Raw genomic sequence first — 20,873 nt, forward strand, 5'->3', positions numbered from 1 at the left:
AACGGTTGAGGCGTTACACTCGCCGTCGTGACTGGGGAACCCAAGGTCCGCACGGTGCTGGGCGACATCGATCCGGCCGAACTGGGCGTGACGAACTCGCACGACCACCTCTTCTTCGCCTCCAAGCTGCTGCCCGGCCAGGAACTGGACGATCCGACCGAGGCGGCCCACGCGCTCCTCGAGTTCAAGACCCGCGGCGGCCAAGCGCTCGTCCAGTGGACGCCGTACGGCCTGACCCGGCGGACCCGCGAGCTGGCCTGGATGGCGGAGGAGATCGGGGTGCACGTGGTCGCGGCCACCGGCCTGCACCGCGCCGAGCACTACCCCCCGGCGATCCTCGGCCGCGTCGTCGACGGCCTGGTGCAGGAGTTCGTCGCCGATCTGACCGAGGGCACCCAGCCGGCCGACCTGCCCGACGAGCCGCGCAGCGGCCCGCGGGCCGGGCTGGTCAAGGTGGCCGGCGCCTTCCACGCGATCGACTCCCACGCCCGGCTGACGATGACCGCCGCCGCGGTCGCCCACGAGGAGACCGGGGCACCGATCGCCGTGCACCTCGAACTCGGCACGGCGGCCCTGGAGACGGTCGAGCTGCTCTGCGGAAAGCTGGATGTTTCACCCGAAAAGGTGATCCTCGGGCACCTGAACCGGAACCCGGACGCGCCGCTGCAGCGGGAGATCGCCGAAACCGGCGTCTTCCTCGGCTTCGACGGCCCGTCGCGGGCCAACCACGCCACGGACTGGCGGCTCTTCGACGGTCTCGAAGCGCTCGTCGAGGCCGGGCACGGCGGGCAGATCCTGCTCGGCGGCGACACCACGACGGCCGCGGCCCGGTGGCAGCCGGGCGCGTCCTACCTGCTCACCACGCTCGCACCGCGGCTGACCAAGCAGCTCGGCGGCGACGTCGTCACCGCCATGCTGGTGGCGAACCCCGCCCGGGCGTTCGCCACCAGCTGGAAGAAGTGACTCAGCAGGTGAAACGACTCAGCGCAGGCCGAAGCCTTCCTGCCCGCCGCCGCGGCCGCGGCGGCGCAGGTAGCGCTCGAACTCCGCGGCGATCTTGTCGCCGCTGACGTCCTGCTCCGCGACCTCGGTCTGGGCGTCCCCGCGCTCCTCGAGGCTGCGGACGTACTCGCTGATCTCCTCGTCCTCGTCGGCCATCTCGGTGACCGTGCGCTGCCACTCCTCGGCCTGCTCCGGCAGCGCACCCAGCGGGATCTCGACGTCGAGGATGTCCTCCAGCTTGTGCAGCAGCGCCAGCGTCGCCTTCGGGGACGGCGGGTGCGACACGTAGTGCGGCACCGCGGCCCAGATCGACACGGCCGGGATGCCCGCCTGCACGCAGTAGTCCTGCAGGATCCCGACGATGCCGGTCGGGCCCTGGTAGTTGTTCAGGTCGAGCCCGTAGAGCGACGCGGTGTCCTTGTCGTAGGCCGTCCCGGTGACCGGGACCGGCCGGGTGTGGGCCGTGTCGGCGAGCAGCGCACCCAGCGTCACCACGGTGGCGACGTCCAGCTGCTTGATGTGGTCCAGCAGCTCGGCGCAGAAGGCGCGCCAGCGCATGTTCGGCTCGGGACCCTGCACGAGGACGACGTCCCGGTCGAAGCCGTCCGGGCGGCACACCGACAGCGTCGTGGTCGGCCAGTCCACCCGGCGAGTGACACCGTCCACCATCCGGACGGTCGGGCGGCTGACCTGGAAGTCGTAGTAGTCGTCGGGCTCCAGTTCCGCCAGCGGGGTGGCGTCCCAGTTCAGCTGCAGGTGCTCGACCGCCCGGCTCGCCGCGTCACCGGCGTCGTTCCAGCCTTCGAAGGCGACGACCATCAGCGGCCGGGTGGGTTCGGTGCGGTCGCCGGGCGGCCGCGGGGTCTCGTCGACGGGCTCACTCACCGGACCAGCCTACGACCACCGGCCTTACGCTGTTCAGCATGTCCGACCGCCTGTCGTCACCGTTCCTGCTCGCCCTGCAGTCCCGCGTCCTGGTGGCCGACGGGGCGATGGGCACCGCCCTGCAGGCCCACGACCTCAGCCTGGACGACTTCGCCGGTCTCGAAGGCTGCAACGAGATCCTCAACGTCACCCGGCCGGACGTGGTCCGCTCGGTGCACCGGGGGTACCTGGAGGCGGGCGCGGACGCCGTCGAGACCAACACTTTCGGGGCCAATTTCGCCAACTTCGCCGAGTACGACATCACCGGGCGGATCTTCGAGCTCGCCGAGGCCGGCGCCCGGCTGGCCCGCGAGACCGCCGACGAGTTCGCGACGCCGGACCGCCCGCGGTTCGTGCTCGGCTCGGTCGGCCCCGGCACGAAGCTGCCGACGCTCGGCCACGCGCCGTTCACCACGTTGCGTGACGCCTACCGCGAGGAGGTCCGCGGCCTGCTGGCCGGCGGTGTCGACGCGGTGATCGTCGAGACCACCCAGGACATCCTGCAGACGAAGGCGTCGATCATCGGCGCGAAGCGGGCGATGGCCGCCGAGGGCAGGCGCGTGCCGATCCTCGCTTCGATCACCGTCGAAACGACCGGCACGATGCTGCTCGGTACCGAGGTCGGCGCCGCGCTGGCCGCGCTGGAGCCGCTCGGCATCGACGTCATCGGGCTCAACTGCGCCACCGGGCCGGCCGAGATGAGCGAGCACCTGCGGCAGCTGGCCAAGCACGCCCGGGTGCCGCTGTCGGTGATGCCGAACGCCGGGCTGCCCGAACTCGGCCCGGACGGTGCGGTCTACCCGCTCGGCCCGGAAGCGCTGGTCGAGGCGCTGACCGGGTTCGTCCGCGAGTTCGGCGTCGGCCTGGTCGGCGGCTGCTGCGGCACGACCGACGAGCACATCCGGCAGCTCGCCGCGGCCGTCGCCGGCACGCCGCCGGTGCCCCGGCGGCCGCGGCCCGAGCCCGGCGTGTCGTCGCTGTACCAGGCGGTCCCGTTCAAGCAGGACGCCAGTGTGCTGATGATCGGCGAGCGGACCAACGCCAACGGCTCGAAGGCGTTCCGCACCGCGATGCTCGAAGGCCGCTGGGACGACTGCGTCGAGATCGCCCGCGAACAGACCCGAGACGGCGCCCACCTGCTGGACCTGTGCGTCGACTACGTCGGCCGCGACGGCACCGCGGACATGGCCGAGCTGGCCGGGCGCCTGGCCACCGCGTCCACCCTGCCGATCATGCTCGACTCCACCGAGGTCGCCGTCCTGCGCGCCGGGCTGGAACGGCTCGGCGGCCGGTGCGCGGTCAACTCCGTCAACTACGAGGACGGCGACGGCCCGGAATCCCGGTTCACCCAGGTCATGGAACTGGTCAGCGAATACGGTGCCGCCGTCGTCGCCCTGACCATCGACGAAGAAGGCCAGGCGCGCACCGCGCAGAAGAAGGCCGACATCGCCACCCGGCTCATCGAGGACATCACCGGGAACTGGGGCCTGCGCACCGCCGACGTCATCGTCGACGCCCTGACCTTCACCATCGCGACCGGCCAGGAGGAGTCCCGCCGCGACGGCATCGAAACGATCGAGGCCATCCGCGAGATCAAACGCCGGCACCCCGAGGTCCAGACCACCCTCGGGTTGTCGAACATCTCCTTCGGGCTCAACCCGGCGGCGCGGCAGGTGCTCAACTCGGTGTTCCTGCACGAGTGCGTCCAAGCCGGGCTCGACACCGCGATCGTGCACGCGTCGAAGATCCTGCCGATGGCGCGCATCCCGGACGACCAGCGCGCGGTCGCCCTCGACCTCGTCTACGACCGGCGTCGCGAGGGCTACGACCCGCTGCAGGAGCTGATGGCGCTGTTCGAGGGCGTCAGCGCGGCCTCGTCCAAGGCGTCCCGCGCCGAAGAGCTGGCCGCGCTGCCGCTGTTCGAACGCCTCGAACGCCGGATCGTCGACGGCGAACGGAACGGCCTCACCGACGACCTCGACGCGGCCCTGGAGCAGCGGCCCGCCCTGCAGATCATCAACGACACGTTGCTGTCGGGCATGAAGACCGTCGGCGAGCTGTTCGGGTCCGGGCAGATGCAGCTGCCGTTCGTGCTGCAGTCCGCCGAGGTGATGAAGGCGGCCGTCGCCCACCTCGAACCGCACATGGAGAAGGGCGACGACTCGGGCAAGGGCCGGATCGTGCTGGCCACCGTGCGCGGCGACGTCCACGACATCGGCAAGAACCTCGTCGACATCATCCTGTCCAACAACGGCTACGAGGTGGTCAACCTCGGCATCAAACAGCCGATCACGACCATCCTCGACGCGGCCGACGAGCACGCCGCCGACGCGATCGGGATGTCCGGGCTGCTGGTCAAGTCCACGGTGATCATGAAGGAGAACCTCCAGGAGATGAACTCCCGGGGGGTCTCCGCGCGCTGGCCGGTGCTGCTCGGCGGCGCGGCGCTCACCCGGTCCTATGTGGAGAACGACCTCACCGAGCTGTACCTGGGCGATGTCCGCTACGCACGGGACGCGTTCGAGGGGCTGCGGCTGATGGACGCGATCATGGCCGCCAAACGCGGCGAATCGCCGCTGGTCGACGCCGATGCGGAGCAGAAGCGCCAGGAGCGCAAGGAACGCCGCGAACGCTCACTGCGGATCGCGGAAGCGCGGAAAGCCCGCAAGGCGGACGAGGAAGCCCTCGAAGGGCCGCCGCCCGCCCGCTCGGACGTCGCCACCGACGTGCCGCTGCCGTCCCCGCCGTTCTGGGGTTCGCGGGTGGTCAAGGGCGTCGCCCTCGCCGACTACGCCGCCATGCTCGACGAGCGCGCCACGTTCATGGGCCAGTGGGGCCTCAAGGGCGCCCGCGGCGGCGCCGGGCCGACGTACGGGGAACTCGTCGAATCCGAAGGCCGGCCGCGGCTGCGGTACTGGCTCGACCGGCTGACCGCCGACGGTGTCCTGGCCCACGCGGCCGTCGTCTACGGCTACTTCCCGTGCGTCGCCGAGGGCGACGACCTGGTCGTGCTGACCGAGCCCGAGCCGGACGCGCCGGAGCGGCTGCGCTTCACCTTCCCGCGGCAGCGCCGCGACCGGCGGCTCTGCCTCGCCGACTTCTACCGGCCGCGGGAGTCCGGCGAGGTCGACGTGGTGCCGTTCACCGTGGTTACCATGGGGCAGCCGATCGCCGACTACGCCAACGAGCTGTTCGCCGCCAACGCCTACCGCGACTACCTCGAGGTCCACGGCCTCGGCGTCCAGCTGACCGAGGCGCTCGCCGAGTACTGGCACTGCCGCATCCGGCAGGAGCTGACCTTCCCCGGCGGTGTGGCGGTCGCCTCAGAGGACCCCGACGACGTCGAGGACTTCTTCAAGCTCGGCTACCGTGGGGCACGGTTCTCCCTGGGCTATGGCGCCTGTCCCGACCTCGAAGACCGGGCGAAGATCGTCGCCCTCCTCGAACCGGGCCGGATCGGCGTGAAGCTGTCGGAGGAGTACCAGCTGCACCCCGAGCAGTCGACCGACGCGATCGTCTGCCACCACCCGGAAGCCAAGTACTTCAACACCTGATCCTGGAGGTAGATCCACTGTGGACGGTCTCGACGCCGTGTTGTGGGACATGGACGGCACGCTGGTCGATTCCGAGAAGCTGTGGGACGTCGCCCTCTACGAGACGGCGGAGTGGCTCGGCGGGAAGCTCTCCGAACAGCAGCGGATGACGCTCGTCGGGTCCAACATGGACGACACGTCGGCGTACCTCCTGGAAGTGGTCGGCCGTCCGGTGACCCCCGAGTCGATCGCGTCGACCGGCGCGGAGATCCGCCGCCGCACGGCCGGGTTGTTCGACGACGAGCTGCCGTGGCGCCCCGGCGCGCGCGAAGCGTTGACGGCGGTGCGCGAAGCGGGCCTGCGCTCGGCGCTGGTCACCTCCACCGAACGCGACCTGACCGAGCTCGCGCTGAACACGATCGGCCGGGACTTCTTCGACGTCACCGTGTGCGGCGACGAAGTCGAAGGCCTGAACAAGCCGCTCCCGCGCCCGTACCTCAAGGCGGCCGAGCTGCTCGGCGTCGACCCCGCGCGCTGTGTCGCGGTCGAAGACTCGCCGCCGGGCACCGCGTCCGCGGTCGCGGCGGGCTGCACGGTGCTGGTGATCCCGAACGACGTCCCGGTCGAACCGGGGGAGCGGCGGGTGTTCCGCGACTCCCTGGTGGGCATCGACGTGCCGGCGCTGGCGGCCCTGCTCGGCTGACCACGACCATGTCGCTTTTCCGCTAGCCGGGGATCGCCCGCGTCCGCGATGCTGGTGCGGTGCATGAGGACTTCGAGCGGTGCGTACGGGCCGTGCAGGCGAAGGACGCCCGGTTCGACGGGTGGTTCTACTGCGCGGTCCTGACCACCCGGATCTACTGCCGGCCCAGCTGCCCGGTGGTGCCGCCCAAGCGGCAGAACATGAGCTTCCACCCGAGCGCCGCGGCCGCCCAGCAGGCCGGGTTCCGGGCCTGCAAGCGCTGCCGTCCCGACGCGAGCCCCGGCTCGCCGCTGTGGAACGAGCGCGCCGACCTGGTGGCGCGGGCGATGCGGCTGATCGCCGACGGCGTCGTCGACACCGAAGGCGTCCGCGGCCTGGCCGCCCGGCTCGGCTACAGCGTCCGGCAGGTCGAACGCCAGGTGTTCGCCGAGCTCGGCGCGGGCCCCCTGGCGCTGGCGCGGGCCCAGCGCGCGCAGACCGCGCGCACCCTGATCGAGACGACCCAGCTGCCGATGACCGAACTGGCGCTGGCCGCCGGGTTCGGCAGCATCCGGACGTTCAACGACACCGTCCGCGAGGTGTTCGCGCTTTCGCCGACCGAACTGCGGCAGCGCGCGAAGAACGTCCCGCAGGCCGCGGCCGGCGCGCTCGTCCTGCGGCTGCCGTACCGGAAGCCGCTGTGCCCGGACAACCTCTTCGGGCACCTGGCCGCGACCGGCGTGCCCGGCGTGGAGGAGTGGCGGGACGGCGCCTACCGCCGGACGCTGCGGCTGCCCCACGGCCACGGCGTCGTCGCGCTGCGCCCGGAGGACGGCCACATCGCCTGCCGGCTCACCCTCACCGACCTCCGCGACCTGCCCACCGCGACCAGCCGCTGCCGCCGCCTGCTGGACCTCGACGCCGACCCGGTCGCCGTCGACGACCAGCTCGCCACCGACCCGCTGCTCGCCCCGCTCGTCGCGGCCGCACCCGGCCGCCGGGTCCCGCGCACCGTCGACGGCGCCGAGTTCGCCGTGCGGGCCGTGCTGGGCCAGCAGGTCTCGACGGCGGCGGCGCGGACCCACGCGGCCCGGCTCGTCGTCGCGCACGGCGAGCCGGTCGAGGACCCCGAAGGCGGCCTGACCCACCTGTTCCCCTCCCCGTCGGCGCTGGCCTCGCTGGACCCCGAGACCCTGGCCATGCCGCGCACCCGCCGTCGCACGCTGCTCGCGCTGGTCTCGGCGCTGACCGACGGTCTGGACCTCAGCGCGGGCAGCGACTGGGAAGCGGCGCGGGCCGCCCTGACCGCGTTGCCCGGCTTCGGGCCGTGGACGGTCGAAAGCATCGCGATGCGGGCGCTCGGCGACCCCGACGCCTTCCTCCCCACCGACCTCGGCATCAAGTACGCGGCGGAAACCCTCGGCCTCGGCGGCCAGGCCGCCGTCGTCGCCCGGTCCGCCGCCTGGCGCCCCTGGCGCGCCTACGCCACCCAGCACCTGTGGGCCACCGGAGACCACGCGATCAACCGGATGCCCGCGGCATGAACCCGGCAGGAGAACCCATGCGCAGCCACACCGTCGTCGACAGCCCGTTCGGCCCGCTGACGCTGGTCGCCGAGGGCGGCGCGCTCTGCGGCCTCTACATGGTCGACCAGCGCCACCGCCCGCACGAGCTGACCTTCGGCTCGGCGGACGCGGGCGCGGACATCTTCGCCCGCGCCGAAACCGAGTTGAAGGAGTACTTCGCCGGCCAGCGCCACGAGTTCGACCTGCCCCTGGCCTTCGCCGGCACGCCGTTCCAGCAGCTCGTCTGGGCGGAGCTGCGCAAGATCCCCTACGGCACGACGATCTCCTACGGCCAGCTCGCCGACCGGCTCGGCAAGCCCGCGGCGTCGCGGGCGGTCGGCCTGGCCAACGGCAAGAACCCGATCGGCATCATCGTCCCGTGCCACCGGGTGGTCGGCTCGAACGGCTCGCTCACCGGCTACGGCGGCGGCCTCGAGCGCAAGCGGTACCTGCTGGACTTCGAGCAGGGCGCCCTGTTCTGATCCCAGCTGGTGGGAGGCGGCGTCCACGGCAGTGTGAGATGGGCAGCACCCCCGGCGGGCCGGGGCGGCGCCGCGGGCCCCGGGATGGAAGGATTCCGCACCGTGAAGACCTTCGATGAGCTGTTCGCGGAGCTTGCCGAGCGCGCGCGTACCCGTCCCGACGGGTCCGGCACCGTCGCCGCCCTCGATGCCGGGGTGCACGCCCAGGGCAAGAAGGTGCTCGAGGAAGCCGGCGAGGTGTGGATCGCCGCCGAACACGAGTCCGACGAGCGCCTCGCCGAGGAGATCTCCCAGCTGCTGTACCGGGTGCAGGTGCTGATGCTCGGCCGCGGCCTGTCGGCCGAGGACGTCTACCGCTACCTGTGACGGGCCGCTCCAACCACGAGGAGAGAAGCGAAATGCTGCGTGTTGCCGTGCCGAACAAGGGAGCCCTCGCCGCCGCGGCGACGGAGATGCTCGGCGAGGCGGGCTACCGCAAGCGGCATGAGCAGCGCGACCTGACCGTGCTCGACCCGGTCAACGAGGTCGAGTTCTTCTTCCTGCGGCCCAAGGACATCGCGATCTACGTCGGCTCCGGCGAGCTCGACCTCGGCATCACCGGCCGGGACCTCGCGCTCGACTCAGGGGCCCCGGTGGAGGAGGTCCAGGCGCTCGGCTTCGGCGGCTCGACGTTCCGCTACGCCGCCCCGGCGGGCCGGGACTGGAAGCCGGCGGACCTGCACGGCAAGCGGCTGGCGACGTCGTACCCGCGGCTGGTCCGCGACGACCTCGCCCGCCACGGCGTCGAGGCCGAAGTGATCCGCCTCGACGGCGCGGTGGAGATCTCGATCCAGCTCGGCGTGGCGGACGCGATCGCGGACGTCGTCGAGTCGGGCCGGTCGCTGCGGCAGAACAACCTGGTGGCCTTCGGCGACCCGATCTGCGTGTCGGAAGCCGTGCTGCTGCAGCGCCGCGGGACCGAGGAGAGCAAGGCGAAGACGCAGCTGGCCGCGCGCCTGCGCGGGGTCGTGTTCGCGCAGCAGTACATGATGCTGGACTACGACTGCCCGCGGACGCTGGTGGAGCGCGCGATCGCGATCACGCCGGGCCTGGAGTCGCCGACGGTCGCCCCGCTGGCCGACGAGGACTGGGTGGCGGTGCGCGCGATGGTGTCGCGCAAGAAGGTCAACCTCATCATGGACGAGCTGGCCGAGGTCGGCGCCAAGGCGATCCTGGCCTCCGACATCCGCTCCTGCCGCCTCTGACCGCGGCTCTCGTACTGCCGCGAATGACTCATTCGGGACGTCGGACGTCCCGAATGAGTCATTCGCGACCTTCTCGGCCGGCGAGACTCAGCGCGGGCGGTTGGGTTTCTTGGGCAGCAGGTCGTAGAGGCCTTTGCGGGCGCCGTTGTCGTTGACGTTGCGGGCCACCGCGACCTCCGAGATGAAGTCCTCGAAGACGAACTCCTCGTCGGCCGGGACCACCGCCGGGGCCGCGTTCTCCGCCAGGTGGCTGTCGAGCTTCTCGGCGATCTCGCGGAAGGACAGCGCCTGCAACGTCTCCGGCGCGTACGTCGTCACCGGGACGCCGTGGGCCGCCGCCTCGTTCATCACCACGCCCAGCGGCAGGTGCGACAGCATCGGGATGCCGAAGTCGTACATCTCCTGCAGCGCCGCGGCCGCGTAGTGCGAGATCGGCCGCCGGTACAGGCTCGGCACCAGGCCGAACCATGACAGCGGCTGCCGCCCCACGGTCTGCTCGACGTACCGGACCTGGTCGGCCAGCAGCCGCAGCGCGCGGATGCTCGTCTTGTCCGGCTGGACCGGGACCAGGATGCCGTGCGACGCCGCCAGCGCGTTGTTCGTCAGCACGTCCAGCGCCGGCGGGCAGTCGATGACGCAGTGGTCGTAGTTGGCGAACTGGATGACCCGGGCCAGCTGCCAGCCGGGGACGCGGAACGAGTCCAGCCGGCGGATCAGGTCGAACATCCCCGGCGACGTCGGCACCACGTCGAGCGCGCCGCCCTTGCCGAGGTTGCTGCGCGGGTGCGGCACGACGAGTTCCTCGATCGGGCCCTTCCACGTCTTGGCCAGCGCCTTCGCCAGGCTCGGCTGGTCCGCGGCGACCTCGGACAACCCGAGCATCTCGGTCGTCGCGTGGCCCTGCGGGTCGAGGTCGACCAGCAGCACCCGCCGGCCCCGCTCGGCCAGTGCGGCCGCGGTGCCGACGCTCAGTGAGGTCTTGCCGACCCCGCCTTTCTGGTTGACCACCGAGGTGATCTGCATGCCCGAGCGCTCCTCAAGTCGGTCGTTCCGCGAAGGTTATTGGATGCGGGCCCGTTGTGGGTGGCTATCCGCCCCCGGCCTGTCGCGGCCGGACCATCAGCGCCTGCGCGCCGGTGGCCACCGGGCCGCCGTCGTCGTGCAGGATGCTGGTCGCCGTGCCGATGCCGTGCTTGCCGACCAGCGTGACCGCGTCCAGGCCGATCCACTCGCCCGACGGCACCCGCCGCAGGTGCACGGTGAGTTCGGAGTTGATGAACCACCACTGCCGCGGGTCGAGGTAGTTCGACACGCCGTTGCCGGAGTCGGCGACCGCGAACAGCCGCTGCAGGCCGCTCGGCTCCTCGCCGTCGACCAGCGGGACCCGCTGGCGGGCCCACACCGCGGCCGGGCCGGGCACGTCCATGCCGCCGCGCACCGCGCGCCACTCGACCGCGTCGAGGTAGCCGCCCTGCCAGCCCTCCGGCCACGGCGACTCTTCGACGCTGCCGGGCCCGGGCAGCAGGGGACCGGCGTCGGTGCCGATCTCCGCCGTGTCCGACGTCGCGATGCGCCACGCCGACGCCCGCGCCACCACCCGCTCGGCGCTCGCCAGCTCCGCCTGCAGCAGTTCGACCGACCGGCCCGGCCGCTCGACCCGGGCCCGCACGGTGAGTTCGGCGACCGGTGCCGGGCCGAGGATCTCCACCGTCACCCGCGCGAGTTCGGCCGGGTGGCCGGATTCGACGGTTTCGAGGGCCCGGACCAGCAACGCCGACGGCGGGCCGAAGTGCTGGGCGTCGGGGGTCCACGGCCCGGCGGTGTGCGCGGTCGCGGAGAACCGGCCCTCGCCGAGCGGGACGTAGAAGGCGTCGGCCATCAGTCGGCCCGGTCCAGCGGTGTCTCGTCGCCCGCGTCGGGCTCCGGCCAGCCGGGGTATGCGGGTGGGGTGCCGCCGTATTCGGGGCAGTGCGCCTGGTGGTCGCACCAGTTGCACAGCTTGCTCTTGTTCGCCCGGAAGTCGCCGGTCTTGCCCGCCTTCAGGATGGCCTGCCAGATGGCTTCCAGGGTGCGCTCGAAGCGCAGCAGCTCGGCTTCGTCGGGCGTGTAGGCCAGCGACTGCCCGTCGGTGAGGTACATGAGCTTCAGCTGGCGGGGCACGATCCCGCGCAGCCGCCACAGCACCACGGCGTAGAACTTCATCTGGAACATCGCCTTGGCCTCGCCGATCTCGCGCGGCGCGGCCCCGGTCTTGTAGTCGACGACCCGGATCTCGCCGGTCGGGGCGACGTCGAGCCGGTCGATGTAGCCGCGCAGCAGGACACCCGAGCCGAGCTCGATCTCGACGTGCAGCTCGCAGGCCTCGGGTTCGAGCCGCCGCGGGTCCTCGAGTTCGAAGTAGGCGTCCAGCAGCTTCTCGGCCGAGCGCAGCCACTCGGCGTGGTCGTCGGGCTTTTCGCCGTCGAACAGCTCGGTCCACTCCGGACGGTCCGCGGACAGGTCGGTCCACGCCGGGCCGAGCAGCTCCCGCGCCTGCGCCGGGACGCGCTCGGCGGCGGGCAGCGCGAACAGCCGCTCCAGGACGGAGTGCACGAGCGTGCCGCGCAGCTGGGCCTTCGTCGGGACCTCGGGCAGCCGGTCGACCGCCCGGAACCGGTAGAGCAGCGGGCACTGCTTGAAGTCGCTGGCCCTCGACGGCGACAGCGCGGGCCGCCGCCGCACCTCGGTGGCGACGGCGGCGGCTGGGGTGTCGGTGGTGACAGTGTCGGCGTCGGGCATGGGCAGAGCGTAACGCCGGGGTACGACAGTTCCGGCGACCGCAACGCCCGCCACCCCACCCGACCCGTACCCAGACGGTCGGCCCGCGTACTCAGACGGTCGGCTTGCGTACCCAGAGGGTCGGTTGGCGTCCCCGGACGGTCGGCGGACCCGGGCACCGAGCCGACTGTCCAGGTACGCGAGCCGACCGTCCGGGTACGGGGGTCGCCCATCGGGGGCCGGATCACCCGGGACCCACACCCGGGGCTCTAGGCTCTCCGCATGGCCGCGACCAGTGAGCAGGGCACCGGGGGCACCCGGCAGGCCGTCCTCTCGGACGGTGGCCTCGTGCTGTTCCGGGTCGCCGGGGTGCCGGTGCTGCTCGCACCCTCCTGGTGGGTCGGCTCGCTGATCGTCGTCGTGCTGTACGCGCCGCTGGTCGGGCGGCTGCTGCCGGACGCCTCGACCGGGACGTCGTGGCTGCTGGCCGGCGCGTTCGCGCTGCTGCTGGGGCTGTCGGTGCTGGCCCACGAACTCGGGCACTGCCTGGTCGCGCTGCGGCTGGGGATCCCGGTGCGGCGGCTGCGGCTGTTCCTGCTCGGCGGCCTGTCCGAAGTGGCCCGCACCCCGAAGCGCCCCGGTGACGAGGGCCTGGTCGCCGCGGCCGGGCCCGCCGTGTCGCTGCTGCTCGGCGGGTTCTGCGGCCTGCTGATGTTCGCCGTGCCCGCGGACGGCGCGGTCTGGCTGCTGATCGGCGAGTGCGCGGTGGCGAACCTCGCCGTCGGCGTGTTCAACCTGCTCCCCGGGCTGCCGCTGGACGGCGGCAGGCTGGTCCGCGCCGGTGTCTGGGCGGTCACCGGCATCCGCGCGAAGGGCACGCGGGCCGCGGTCGCCGGCGGGGCCGTCGTCGCCGCGGGGCTGCTCGTCTGGGCGCTGTGGGGCCTGGCGACCGCGAGCCCGGACCGCTGGCTGCGGCTGGGCGTCTGCGTCGTGACGGCGTGGTTCGTGATCCTCGGCGCCCGCTCCGAGCTGGCCGCCGAGGCGCGCCGCACCTGGCCGGAGGGCCTCGTCCTGGGCGAGCTGGTCCGGCCGGTGCTGCAGCTGCCCGCCGAAAGCCCGGTGTCGGACGCGCTGGCCGCGTCGGCCGGCCGGGGGGTCGTGCTGGTCCGCGCCGACGGGGTGGCCGCCGGGCTCCTCGACGAAGGCGCGGCGGAGCGGCTCGCGGGTTCGTCGCCGCACGCGCCGGCCGAACTGGCGGCCGAGCCGATCCGGGCCGAAACCGTGCTGCTGGCGTCGGAGCCGGGCGAAGACGTCATCGAGCGCGTCCGCGAAACCGCCGCCTGGCAGTTCCTCGTCGTCGACGACGAGGGCCGTCCGGCGGGCGTGCTGCGCCGCGAGGACCTGCGGGCGGCGATGAACCGCCGCACCCGCTGAGGCCGGGCCCCGGGCGGCCTGCGAAGATCTGTCGTCGGCCATTCGGGGTACAGGAGGAAGTGTTGTCGGTCAGCGGACCGTTTCGCGCGGGTGATCGGGTGCAGTTGACCGACTCGAAGGGGCGGCACTACACCCTGACCCTGGCCGACGGCGGTGAGTACCACACCCACCGCGGCGCCCTCGCCCACGACGACCTGATCGGCAGGCCCGAGGGCTCGGTGGTCACCTCGGCGGGCGGGTCGACCTACCTCGCGCTGCGCCCGCTCCTGCCCGACTACGTGCTCTCGATGCCCCGCGGCGCGCAGGTGATCTACCCGAAGGACGCGGCGCAGATCGTCATGTGGGGTGACATCTTCCCCGGCGCGCGCGTGCTCGAGGCCGGCGCCGGCTCCGGCGCGCTGACGTGCTCGCTGCTGCGCGCGGTCGGCCCGGCGGGCCGCGTGCACTCGTACGAGATCCGCGACGACCACGCCGAACACGCCGAGCGCAACGTCGTCAAGTTCTTCGGCGAGAAGCCGGCCAACTGGTCGCTCACGGTCGCCGACCTGGCCTCGCACGAGGGCGAAGTCGACCGGGTCGTGCTGGACATGCTGGCGCCGTGGGACCAGCTGCCGAACGTGGCCGCCCACCTGGTGCCGGGCGGCGTGCTGACGGTCTACGTCGCGACGGTCACGCAGCTTTCGCGCGTCACGGAGTCGCTGCGCGAGCAGCAGTGCTGGACCGAGCCGGAGTCGTGGGAGACGCTGATGCGCCCGTGGCACGTGGTGGGCCTGGCGGTGCGCCCGGACCACCGGATGGTCGCGCACACGGCGTTCCTGCTCACCGCGCGGCGCCTGGCCGACGGCACCGTGTCCCCGCGGGTGTCGCGCCGGCCCAGCAAGGGCAAGGGCTGACCTCCGGGGCGGCGATCGCCGACGCGGCCACCCGCCGGCCCGCCGGGTGCACCCCGCCCGCCTAACCCGGCACGCACCAGCGGCCGTTCTCCTTGTGCAGCGGGAACGGCGTGTCCTTGACGCCGCCCGCCGCCTCGACGTGCACCTTCGCCGTCGCCGATTCGCCGCGCAGCTCCGGCGGCCCGGTCAGCTTCGCCGTGACCGGGCCGGCCGCGTCCCACGTGCGCTGCAGGCCCGCCAGCGCCTCGGTGCTCTGCGGGCGGCAGGTGAGCTTGCCGAACGCCGCCGAGTCGTGGTGGGCGATGGCGTCGACGATCGCGCGGGCCAGCACGGCCACTGCCGCCGTGTCGGCCTCGTCGGGAGCGGCCGGCGCCGACGGGCGGGGCGGCGGTGCCGGGCTCGAGGTCGACGGCGGTGCACCCGACGGCGCGACGAGCAGCAGGCCGAGGACCACGCCCGCGGCGGCCACGCCGAGCAGCACCAGCCCGGCGGCGAGCGCGCGGTTCACCGAAGGCGGGTGCTCACGAGCCGTCCGCCCTGACGTTGGACAGGCACCACAGCCCGGATTCCTTCTGCGCCGACATCGTGCCGACCTTCGTCTTGCTGCCGTCGGTGGCCGAGTAGCGGACGGTGGCCTTGTCGCCGGTCTCCTGCGGGTCGCCGGTCAGCTTGACCGTCACCTTCGGGATCTGGCCGGTCGAACCCTCGTAGACGCTGCGGCAGATGACGTCGCCGAGCGCCTTCTCGTCACCCGCGTTGTAGGCCGAAATCGTCGAATCGAAGAGCTCCTGCGAGCTGCCCTTGCCGCCGGGGGCCGGGCCGCCCGCCGGCTTGCTCGGCTTCGACGTCGGGCTGGTCGGCGCGCTGGTCTTCGGCTTGGGCGTCGACGCCTTGGGCACCGACGTCGGCGCCGCGGAGCTGCTGCTCGCGGGCGGGGCGGCGGTCTGGTCGTCCTTGCCGTTCATGAGGACGAAGGCGGTCACGCCGCCGCCGACGACCACCACGGCGGCCACCGCGATGCCGACGATCAGGCCGGTCTTGCGCTTCTTGGGCGGGGGTGCGTCGCCGAAGCCGCCGTACTGGTCGAACCCGCCGTAAGAGCCCTGCGGCGGCTGGCCCCACTGGTCCTGCTGCCCGTACTGGGGGTAGCCCTGCTGGGGCTGAGGGCCGGTCTGGGGCGGGTAACCGCCGTCGTACGGCCCCGGCTGCCCGAACTGCTGCGTGCCGCCCTCGTAGGGGCCGGGCTGGCCGTACTGCTGCGTGCCGCCGTAGCCGGGCTGCGGCTGGGGTCCGCTCTGGGGGTAACCGCCGGGCTGCGGCTGACCGTACGGCCCGGGCTGCTGCCCGTAGCCGCCGGGCTGCTGGCCGTAGCCGCCCGGTTGCTGCGGCGGGTAGGTCATGAGTGGTGCCCCCTAGCGTTCCCTCGATAGCGCCCGGCCGTCGGGGCCGGTACCGCGTCGCCCGATGCTAGCCACCGGCCCGTCCTGCCGCGCGGTTAGGGCGGAACTGGCCGGAATTGCCCGCTCGCCCGGCGGGGGTTGGGCCGTCCGCGGGCGGGGTACTCCCGACGTGCTTGCTTCATCCCGGCCCGGCCGGACCCGCGACACACCGGCGCCGCGGCACCGAAATGGCCGCTTGCGCTGCGGGAATGTCCGTGCTGGGGGCGGCAGGCAAACCGCGACGCGCCGATCTTGTGATCCGGAAAGGCCTTTTCTTGTCGGTGATCGCCGGTACCGTGGAATGAAAAGCACTCCGAGGAGGTGCCCGATGCATCATGACCTTCCCGGAGGTCGGCGCGAGGAGGCCGACCCTTCAGCAACATCCGGAGCTGGGACGACGGCGGACGAGCAGGCTCGGCAGATCCGTTTTCTCGAGGAAGAAGTGGCGCTGCTGCGCCGCAAACTGACGGACTCGCCACGGCAGAACCGGGTTCTCGAACAGCGGCTCGCCGAGGCCTCGGAAAGGGTGAGCCAGCTCACCGAGCGCAACACCAAACTGGTCGAAACCCTGCGCGAAGCGCGAGGACAGCTCCTCGCCCTCCGCGAGGAGGTCGACCGGCTGGCCCAGCCACCGTCCGGGTACGGCGTCTTCGTCGAGGCGTACGAGGACAACACGGTGGACGTCTTCACGGCCGGCCGGAAGATGCGGGTGTCGGTTTCGCCCGCGGTCGAGATCTCGTCGCTGCGCCGCGGCCAGGCGCTGCGGCTCAACGAGGCGCTCACCGTGGTCGAGGGCGGCGGTTTCGAACGCACCGGTGAGGTGTGCGCGCTGCGCGAGGTGCTCGCCCCGGACGTCGAGGGCGGCAGCCCCCGTGCGCTCGTGGTCGGGCACGCGGACGAGGAGCGGGTGGTCCTGCTCTCCGACCTGCTGGCCGAACAGCCGCTCAAGCCGGGCGACTCGCTGCTGGTCGACTCCAAGGCCGGCTACGCGTACGAGCGCGTGCCGAAGGCGGAGGTCGAGGACCTGGTGCTGGAGGAGGTGCCCGACGTCCGCTACGAGGACATCGGTGGCCTCACCCGGCAGATCGAGCAGATCAGGGACGCGGTCGAGCTGCCGTTCCTGCATGCCGACCTGTACCAGGAGTACCAGCTGCGGCCGCCGAAGGGTGTCCTGCTCTACGGCCCGCCGGGCTGCGGCAAGACGCTCATCGCCAAGGCGGTGGCGAACTCGCTGGCCAAGAAGGTGGCCGAGGCCCGCGGCGACGCGGCGGACGGGAAGTCCTACTTCCTGAACATCAAGGGCCCCGAGCTGCTCAACAAGTTCGTCGGGGAGACCGAGCGGCACATCCGCCTGATCTTCCAGCGGGCGCGGGAGAAGGCCTCCGAGGGCACCCCGGTGATCGTGTTCTTCGACGAGATGGACTCGATCTTCCGGACCCGTGGGTCGGGCGTGTCGTCCGACGTGGAGACCACGATCGTGCCGCAGCTGCTGTCGGAGATCGACGGTGTCGAAGGCCTGGAGAACGTCATCGTCATCGGCGCCTCCAACCGCGAGGACATGATCGACCCGGCGATCCTGCGGCCGGGCCGGCTCGACGTCAAGATCAAGATCGAGCGTCCGGACGCCGAAGGCGCGAAGGACATCTTCTCCAAGTACCTGGCCGAAGGCCTGCCGATCCACGCCGACGACCTCGCCGAGTTCGGCGGGGACCACAAGGCGACGTTCGACGCGATGATCCAGCACACGGTCGAGCGGATGTACGAGGAGAGCGACGAGAACCGGTTCCTCGAGGTGACCTACGCCAACGGGGACAAGGAAGTCCTGTACTTCCGCGACTTCAACTCGGGCGCGATGATCCAGAACATCGTGGACCGGGCGAAGAAGTCGGCGATCAAGTCGGTCCTGGAGACCAAGCAGCCGGGTCTGCGCGTGCAGCACCTGCTGGACGCGATCGTCGACGAGTTCGCGGAGAACGAGGACCTGCCCAACACCACCAACCCGGACGACTGGGCCCGGATCTCCGGCAAGAAGGGCGAGCGGATCGTCTACATCCGCACGCTCGTCACCGGCAAGAACCAGGACTCGGGGCGGGCGATCGACACCGCCACGAACACCGGTCAGTACCTGTAGTTCCGACGCGCGATGGGGCGGCTGCCGCGGCAGCCGCCCCATCGGCGTGTCTAGCGGCGGACCAGTTCGGCTTCGCCGGAAGTTGAGCGGCGCAGGCGCAACTTCCCGTGTGCGGCGAGGATGCCCAGCACCACCAGCAGCGCGCCGGCCGGCTGGTTCCAGCTCACCGGTTCCCCCAGCACGAGCACGCCGAGCAGCACGCCCACCACCGGCGTCAGGTACGTCACCGCCGAGGCGTTGGCCGCGCCCCAGGCCGCGATGATCCGGGTGTTCCAGGCGTAGGCGATCCCCGTGCCGAAGACGCCGAGCGCGAGCATGCTCGCCACCACCGGCAGGCTCAGGTGCACCGGCGTCGCCGCGATCACCGGGGTCAGCAGGCCCAGGATCACCGTCGCCGACGCCGTCTGCCCGAACGCGACGACCACCGGATCCGTCCCACGGGGTGAAACGAACCGGCGCAGGTACACGAAACACGCGCCGTAGCACGTCGTCGCGCCCAGACAGGCCAGCTGGGCGGTCAGCTGGTGGGACACGTCGATGCCGTGCCACACCCCGACGATCGTCAGCACGCCCAGGAACCCGAGCAGCAGCCCGAGCACCCGCGGCGGGGTGAACCGCTCCTCCGGCAGCGCCGCGGCCGCCAGCAGCATCGTGATCAGCGGCGTCGTCGCGTTGAAGATGCTCGCCAAGCCGGACGGAATGTACTGCTCCGCCCACGAGAACAGCAGGAACGGCACCACGCACAACAGCACCGACACGGCCGCGAGGTGCGCCCACAGGATGGGATCGCGGGGCAGCCGCCGCCGGCGCGCCAGCAGGATGCCGGCCAGCGCGAGCGCGCCGAGCGCCACCCGGGCGAGCGCGACCTGACCGGGGGAGAGCCCGTCGAGACCGACCTTGATGAACAGGAAACTCGCACCCCACACCACGGCCAGCAGCGCGAACCGCACCGTGACCCCGAACTCCGCCAGACGCATGGCCGCAGTCAAACCGGCGGACGGGCCGTGAAGCCAGTGGTTTTCCGACGCCGTGTTGTGTATAACGGCCTATACCATGGGGCAGGAATGGCAGTCAGCGGTCGAGTACGTGGAAGCCCGCGCCGACGGGCCGCCGCTGCCGGCGGGCCTCGACGTCACGATCCACTTCCACCCGGACCGGCTGGTGGGGGACGTGCCGCTGCTGCGGCACTGGCTGACCGACGGCGTCTACCGTTCGCAGTTCGAGACGAGGACGAGCAACGGTGGCCTCACCGCGCACCCCGGCGGTGCCCGGTGGCGCTGGGAACACCGGATGTTCGGCGGCGTCTACGACGAGCTGCCGCCCGCGGCCCGCCCGAAGTACGGCTCGCTGAACCACCGCCGCCGCCCGGCGGGCGGCTCGGTCCGGTTCGGGTCGGCGCACTTCCGGCTCCGGGCCGAAGTCCTGCACCGCACGACGTTCTGCTACCCGGACAGCTTCCACGAGCCGGCGCACTTCGGCACGAGCACGCACTTCCCGCTGCTCCCGGTCGTCGAAGCCGACGCCCCCGACGAGCTCGACGACTACGTCGAGGCCCACGTCCACGGCCCGGTGCGGCTGCCGGACGACATCGCCGCGCTGGTGCTGGACCCGGCCTTCCGCGGCACCGGCGTCGAAGCCGCGGCCGCGGAGTTCCCGTTCCCGACCCGCTGGCACCACGGCTTCCGGCTGCCGGTGGCGGACCTCGCCGCGCACGTGGACTACCGCGGCGAGGACGCCGTGCGGGCCGGCGAGGACATCGCCGAAGACGGGTGGCTGGACGCCCGCGTCATCGGCGACGCCGTCCGCGCCGGCCGGCACGATCCCCAGGTGCTGAAGCGCGTGTGGCACTGCACCGCGCGGTTCGGCCTACGCGGGTAGCAGCGCCTCGCTCAGCCGCCGCCAGTACGGCATGGCCGACGTGCCCGGCTCGACGCCGATGACCTGGACACCCACGTGGTCGGCGCCCGCGTCGAGGTGGCCGCGCAGTTTCGCGGTGATCGTGTCGAGGTCGCCCCAGAACACGAGGTCGTCGACGATCCGGTCGCTGCCGCCCGCGAGGTCGGCGTCCGAGTAGCCGAGCCGGTGGAACTTGGCGATGTTGTACGGCGTGGTCAGGTACGGGTGCAGGTGGGCGCGGGCGATCTCCCGCGCCCTGGCCGGATCGGTTTCGAACAGCACGGCGTGCTCGACGCCGAGGAACGGCCCGGCCCCGAGGATTTCGCGCGCCTGGGCGGTGTGGTCCGGGGTCACGTGGTAGGTGTGCGCGCCCGCCGACCTCTCGCGGGCCAGCGCCAGCATCTTCGGGCCGTACGCCGCGAGGATCCGGCGCACCGGGGCGCGCGGTGCGGGGTTGACCTTCGGGTCGAGGTCGAGGGCGTCGAGGTAGTCGTTCATGGCCTGCAGGGGCTTCGCGCCGGGCTTTCCGGCGCCGAAACCGAGGCCCAGCAGGTGGCGGTCCGGGTAGGCGTCGGCCAGCAGCAGGGCCCCGCCGCGGGTCCACTGGGCTTCGCGGGACCAGATCTGCGCGATCCCGTTGACGACGGTGAGGCGTTCGGTGGCCGACAGCAGGAACCCGGCGTGCGTCAGGGCTTCGCGCCCCTCGCTCTCCGGGATCCAGACCGCCGGCCAGCCGAGTTCTTCCAGCTCCTGCACCGAGTCCCGGATCAGGCCGGCCGGCTGGTCCTCGAAGTCGAACGTCCAGATCCCGTAGCGACCCAGCCGCATGTTCTCGATCATGCTCATGGATCGAAGTATTGCGGATCTTCGATATGACGCAACGCGGGGGTC

At 72.1% G+C, this 20,873-nt stretch carries 19 protein-coding genes; 11 read left to right on the forward strand and 8 right to left on the reverse strand.

Annotated elements, in window-relative coordinates; genetic code table 11:
- Positions 1-27: 27 nt before the first annotated feature.
- A complete protein-coding gene (locus OO60_RS01490) occupies positions 28-963 on the forward strand; it encodes a phosphotriesterase family protein (protein WP_240490622.1) in 936 nt (311 codons plus the stop codon).
- Between the two features lie 18 nt (positions 964-981).
- Here the strand turns inward: OO60_RS01490 and OO60_RS01495 are convergent, their stop codons facing one another.
- Positions 982-1,887 (reverse strand): PAC2 family protein, encoded by a 906-nt coding sequence (locus OO60_RS01495; protein ID WP_003064933.1) that lies wholly within the window; start codon positions 1,885-1,887, stop codon positions 982-984.
- Positions 1,888-1,925: 38 nt separating this feature from the next.
- Here OO60_RS01495 and metH point away from each other — a divergent pair, with 38 nt between their 5' ends.
- The 6 genes from metH to hisG all read left to right on the forward strand — a co-directional run bounded on the left by metH (position 1,926) and on the right by hisG (position 9,432).
- Positions 1,926-5,480 carry a methionine synthase gene (gene metH / locus OO60_RS01500; protein WP_033260663.1) on the forward strand — a complete coding sequence of 1,185 codons (3,555 nt, stop codon included), beginning with the start codon at positions 1,926-1,928 and terminating at the stop codon, positions 5,478-5,480.
- Positions 5,481-5,529: 49 nt separating this feature from the next.
- On the forward strand, positions 5,530-6,162 hold the full coding sequence (locus OO60_RS01505) for an HAD family hydrolase (protein WP_240490623.1): 633 nt from the start codon (positions 5,530-5,532) through the stop codon (positions 6,160-6,162).
- Positions 6,163-6,221: 59 nt separating this feature from the next.
- Positions 6,222-7,685: an AlkA N-terminal domain-containing protein gene (locus OO60_RS01510; RefSeq protein WP_033260664.1), complete on the forward strand. Its 1,464-nt coding sequence runs from the start codon at positions 6,222-6,224 to the stop codon at positions 7,683-7,685.
- Between the two features lie 17 nt (positions 7,686-7,702).
- Complete coding sequence (locus tag OO60_RS01515; protein WP_003099155.1) at positions 7,703-8,188, forward strand: methylated-DNA--[protein]-cysteine S-methyltransferase; 486 nt, start codon at positions 7,703-7,705, stop codon at positions 8,186-8,188.
- Between the two features lie 102 nt (positions 8,189-8,290).
- On the forward strand, positions 8,291-8,554 hold the full coding sequence (locus OO60_RS01520) for a phosphoribosyl-ATP diphosphatase (protein ID WP_003099151.1): 264 nt from the start codon (positions 8,291-8,293) through the stop codon (positions 8,552-8,554).
- 32 nt (positions 8,555-8,586) lie between these two features.
- Positions 8,587-9,432, forward strand: a complete 846-nt coding sequence (gene hisG / locus OO60_RS01525) for an ATP phosphoribosyltransferase (RefSeq protein WP_003099149.1) — start codon at positions 8,587-8,589, stop codon at positions 9,430-9,432.
- Positions 9,433-9,519: 87 nt separating this feature from the next.
- Here hisG and OO60_RS01530 read toward each other — a convergent pair whose 3' ends face one another.
- The 3 genes from OO60_RS01530 to OO60_RS01540 form a co-directional block, all read right to left on the reverse strand.
- Positions 9,520-10,455, reverse strand: a complete 936-nt coding sequence (locus tag OO60_RS01530; protein WP_003099146.1) for a ParA family protein — start codon at positions 10,453-10,455, stop codon at positions 9,520-9,522.
- A gap of 64 nt (positions 10,456-10,519) precedes the next feature.
- Complete coding sequence (locus OO60_RS01535; RefSeq protein ID WP_003099144.1) at positions 10,520-11,311, reverse strand: thioesterase family protein; 792 nt, start codon at positions 11,309-11,311, stop codon at positions 10,520-10,522.
- Positions 11,311-12,210: a RecB family exonuclease gene (locus OO60_RS01540; RefSeq protein ID WP_003099141.1), complete on the reverse strand. Its 900-nt coding sequence runs from the start codon at positions 12,208-12,210 to the stop codon at positions 11,311-11,313. The genes OO60_RS01535 and OO60_RS01540 overlap by 1 nt, the downstream gene beginning before the upstream one ends.
- 261 nt (positions 12,211-12,471) lie before the next feature.
- Between OO60_RS01540 and OO60_RS01545 the strand changes: the two genes are divergently transcribed.
- Together OO60_RS01545 and OO60_RS01550 are read left to right on the forward strand one after the other, a co-directional pair.
- The gene (locus OO60_RS01545; protein ID WP_051767612.1) at positions 12,472-13,623 is read left to right on the forward strand and encodes a site-2 protease family protein; all 1,152 of its coding nucleotides are present in this window, start codon (positions 12,472-12,474) and stop codon (positions 13,621-13,623) included.
- A 62-nt stretch (positions 13,624-13,685) separates the two neighbouring features.
- Complete coding sequence (locus OO60_RS01550; RefSeq protein WP_033260665.1) at positions 13,686-14,516, forward strand: tRNA (adenine-N1)-methyltransferase; 831 nt, start codon at positions 13,686-13,688, stop codon at positions 14,514-14,516.
- Positions 14,517-14,577: 61 nt separating this feature from the next.
- On the opposite strand, the gene OO60_RS01555 is transcribed toward OO60_RS01550, so the two are convergent.
- Together OO60_RS01555 and OO60_RS01560 are read right to left on the reverse strand one after the other, a co-directional pair.
- Entirely contained in the window at positions 14,578-15,024 is a 447-nt protein-coding gene (locus OO60_RS01555; protein ID WP_033260666.1) for a hypothetical protein, read from the reverse strand.
- Positions 15,025-15,037: 13 nt separating this feature from the next.
- Positions 15,038-15,916 carry a hypothetical protein gene (locus tag OO60_RS01560; RefSeq protein WP_003075684.1) on the reverse strand — a complete coding sequence of 293 codons (879 nt, stop codon included), beginning with the start codon at positions 15,914-15,916 and terminating at the stop codon, positions 15,038-15,040.
- Positions 15,917-16,283: 367 nt separating this feature from the next.
- On the opposite strand from OO60_RS01560, the gene arc reads away from it, so the two are divergent.
- Positions 16,284-18,086, forward strand: coding sequence for a proteasome ATPase (arc, locus tag OO60_RS01565; protein ID WP_033260667.1), 1,803 nt, complete (start codon positions 16,284-16,286; stop codon positions 18,084-18,086).
- 50 nt (positions 18,087-18,136) lie between these two features.
- Here arc and OO60_RS01570 read toward each other — a convergent pair whose 3' ends face one another.
- Positions 18,137-19,063 carry a DMT family transporter gene (locus OO60_RS01570; RefSeq protein ID WP_003075677.1) on the reverse strand — a complete coding sequence of 309 codons (927 nt, stop codon included), beginning with the start codon at positions 19,061-19,063 and terminating at the stop codon, positions 18,137-18,139.
- A 76-nt stretch (positions 19,064-19,139) separates the two neighbouring features.
- On the opposite strand from OO60_RS01570, the gene OO60_RS01575 reads away from it, so the two are divergent.
- Positions 19,140-19,964, forward strand: a complete 825-nt coding sequence (locus OO60_RS01575; RefSeq protein ID WP_003075674.1) for a DUF3626 domain-containing protein — start codon at positions 19,140-19,142, stop codon at positions 19,962-19,964.
- Here OO60_RS01575 and OO60_RS01580 read toward each other — a convergent pair.
- Positions 19,953-20,828 carry a TIGR03620 family F420-dependent LLM class oxidoreductase gene (locus OO60_RS01580; RefSeq protein WP_003075671.1) on the reverse strand — a complete coding sequence of 292 codons (876 nt, stop codon included), beginning with the start codon at positions 20,826-20,828 and terminating at the stop codon, positions 19,953-19,955. The genes OO60_RS01575 and OO60_RS01580 overlap by 12 nt on opposite strands.
- Between the last annotated feature and the right edge of the window lie 45 nt (positions 20,829-20,873).

Source organism: Amycolatopsis vancoresmycina (assembly GCF_000716785.1).
GTDB lineage: Bacteria > Actinomycetota > Actinomycetes > Mycobacteriales > Pseudonocardiaceae > Amycolatopsis > Amycolatopsis vancoresmycina.

Coding starts and splice junctions, on each gene's coding strand:
- OO60_RS01575 (WP_003075674.1), top strand. CDS start 19,140: ATGGGGCAGGAATGGCAGTCAGCGGTCGAGTACGTGGAAGCCCGCGCC.
- arc (WP_033260667.1), top strand. CDS start 16,284: ATGCATCATGACCTTCCCGGAGGTCGGCGCGAGGAGGCCGACCCTTCA.
- OO60_RS01540 (WP_003099141.1), bottom strand. CDS start 12,210: ATGCCCGACGCCGACACTGTCACCACCGACACCCCAGCCGCCGCCGTC.
- OO60_RS01515 (WP_003099155.1), top strand. CDS start 7,703: ATGCGCAGCCACACCGTCGTCGACAGCCCGTTCGGCCCGCTGACGCTG.
- OO60_RS01535 (WP_003099144.1), bottom strand. CDS start 11,311: ATGGCCGACGCCTTCTACGTCCCGCTCGGCGAGGGCCGGTTCTCCGCG.
- OO60_RS01580 (WP_003075671.1), bottom strand. CDS start 20,828: ATGAGCATGATCGAGAACATGCGGCTGGGTCGCTACGGGATCTGGACG.
- OO60_RS01505 (WP_240490623.1), top strand. CDS start 5,530: ATGGACGGCACGCTGGTCGATTCCGAGAAGCTGTGGGACGTCGCCCTC.
- OO60_RS01560 (WP_003075684.1), bottom strand. CDS start 15,916: ATGACCTACCCGCCGCAGCAACCGGGCGGCTACGGCCAGCAGCCCGGC.
- hisG (WP_003099149.1), top strand. CDS start 8,587: ATGCTGCGTGTTGCCGTGCCGAACAAGGGAGCCCTCGCCGCCGCGGCG.
- OO60_RS01545 (WP_051767612.1), top strand. CDS start 12,472: ATGGCCGCGACCAGTGAGCAGGGCACCGGGGGCACCCGGCAGGCCGTC.
- OO60_RS01530 (WP_003099146.1), bottom strand. CDS start 10,455: ATGCAGATCACCTCGGTGGTCAACCAGAAAGGCGGGGTCGGCAAGACC.
- OO60_RS01570 (WP_003075677.1), bottom strand. CDS start 19,063: ATGCGTCTGGCGGAGTTCGGGGTCACGGTGCGGTTCGCGCTGCTGGCC.
- metH (WP_033260663.1), top strand. CDS start 1,926: ATGTCCGACCGCCTGTCGTCACCGTTCCTGCTCGCCCTGCAGTCCCGC.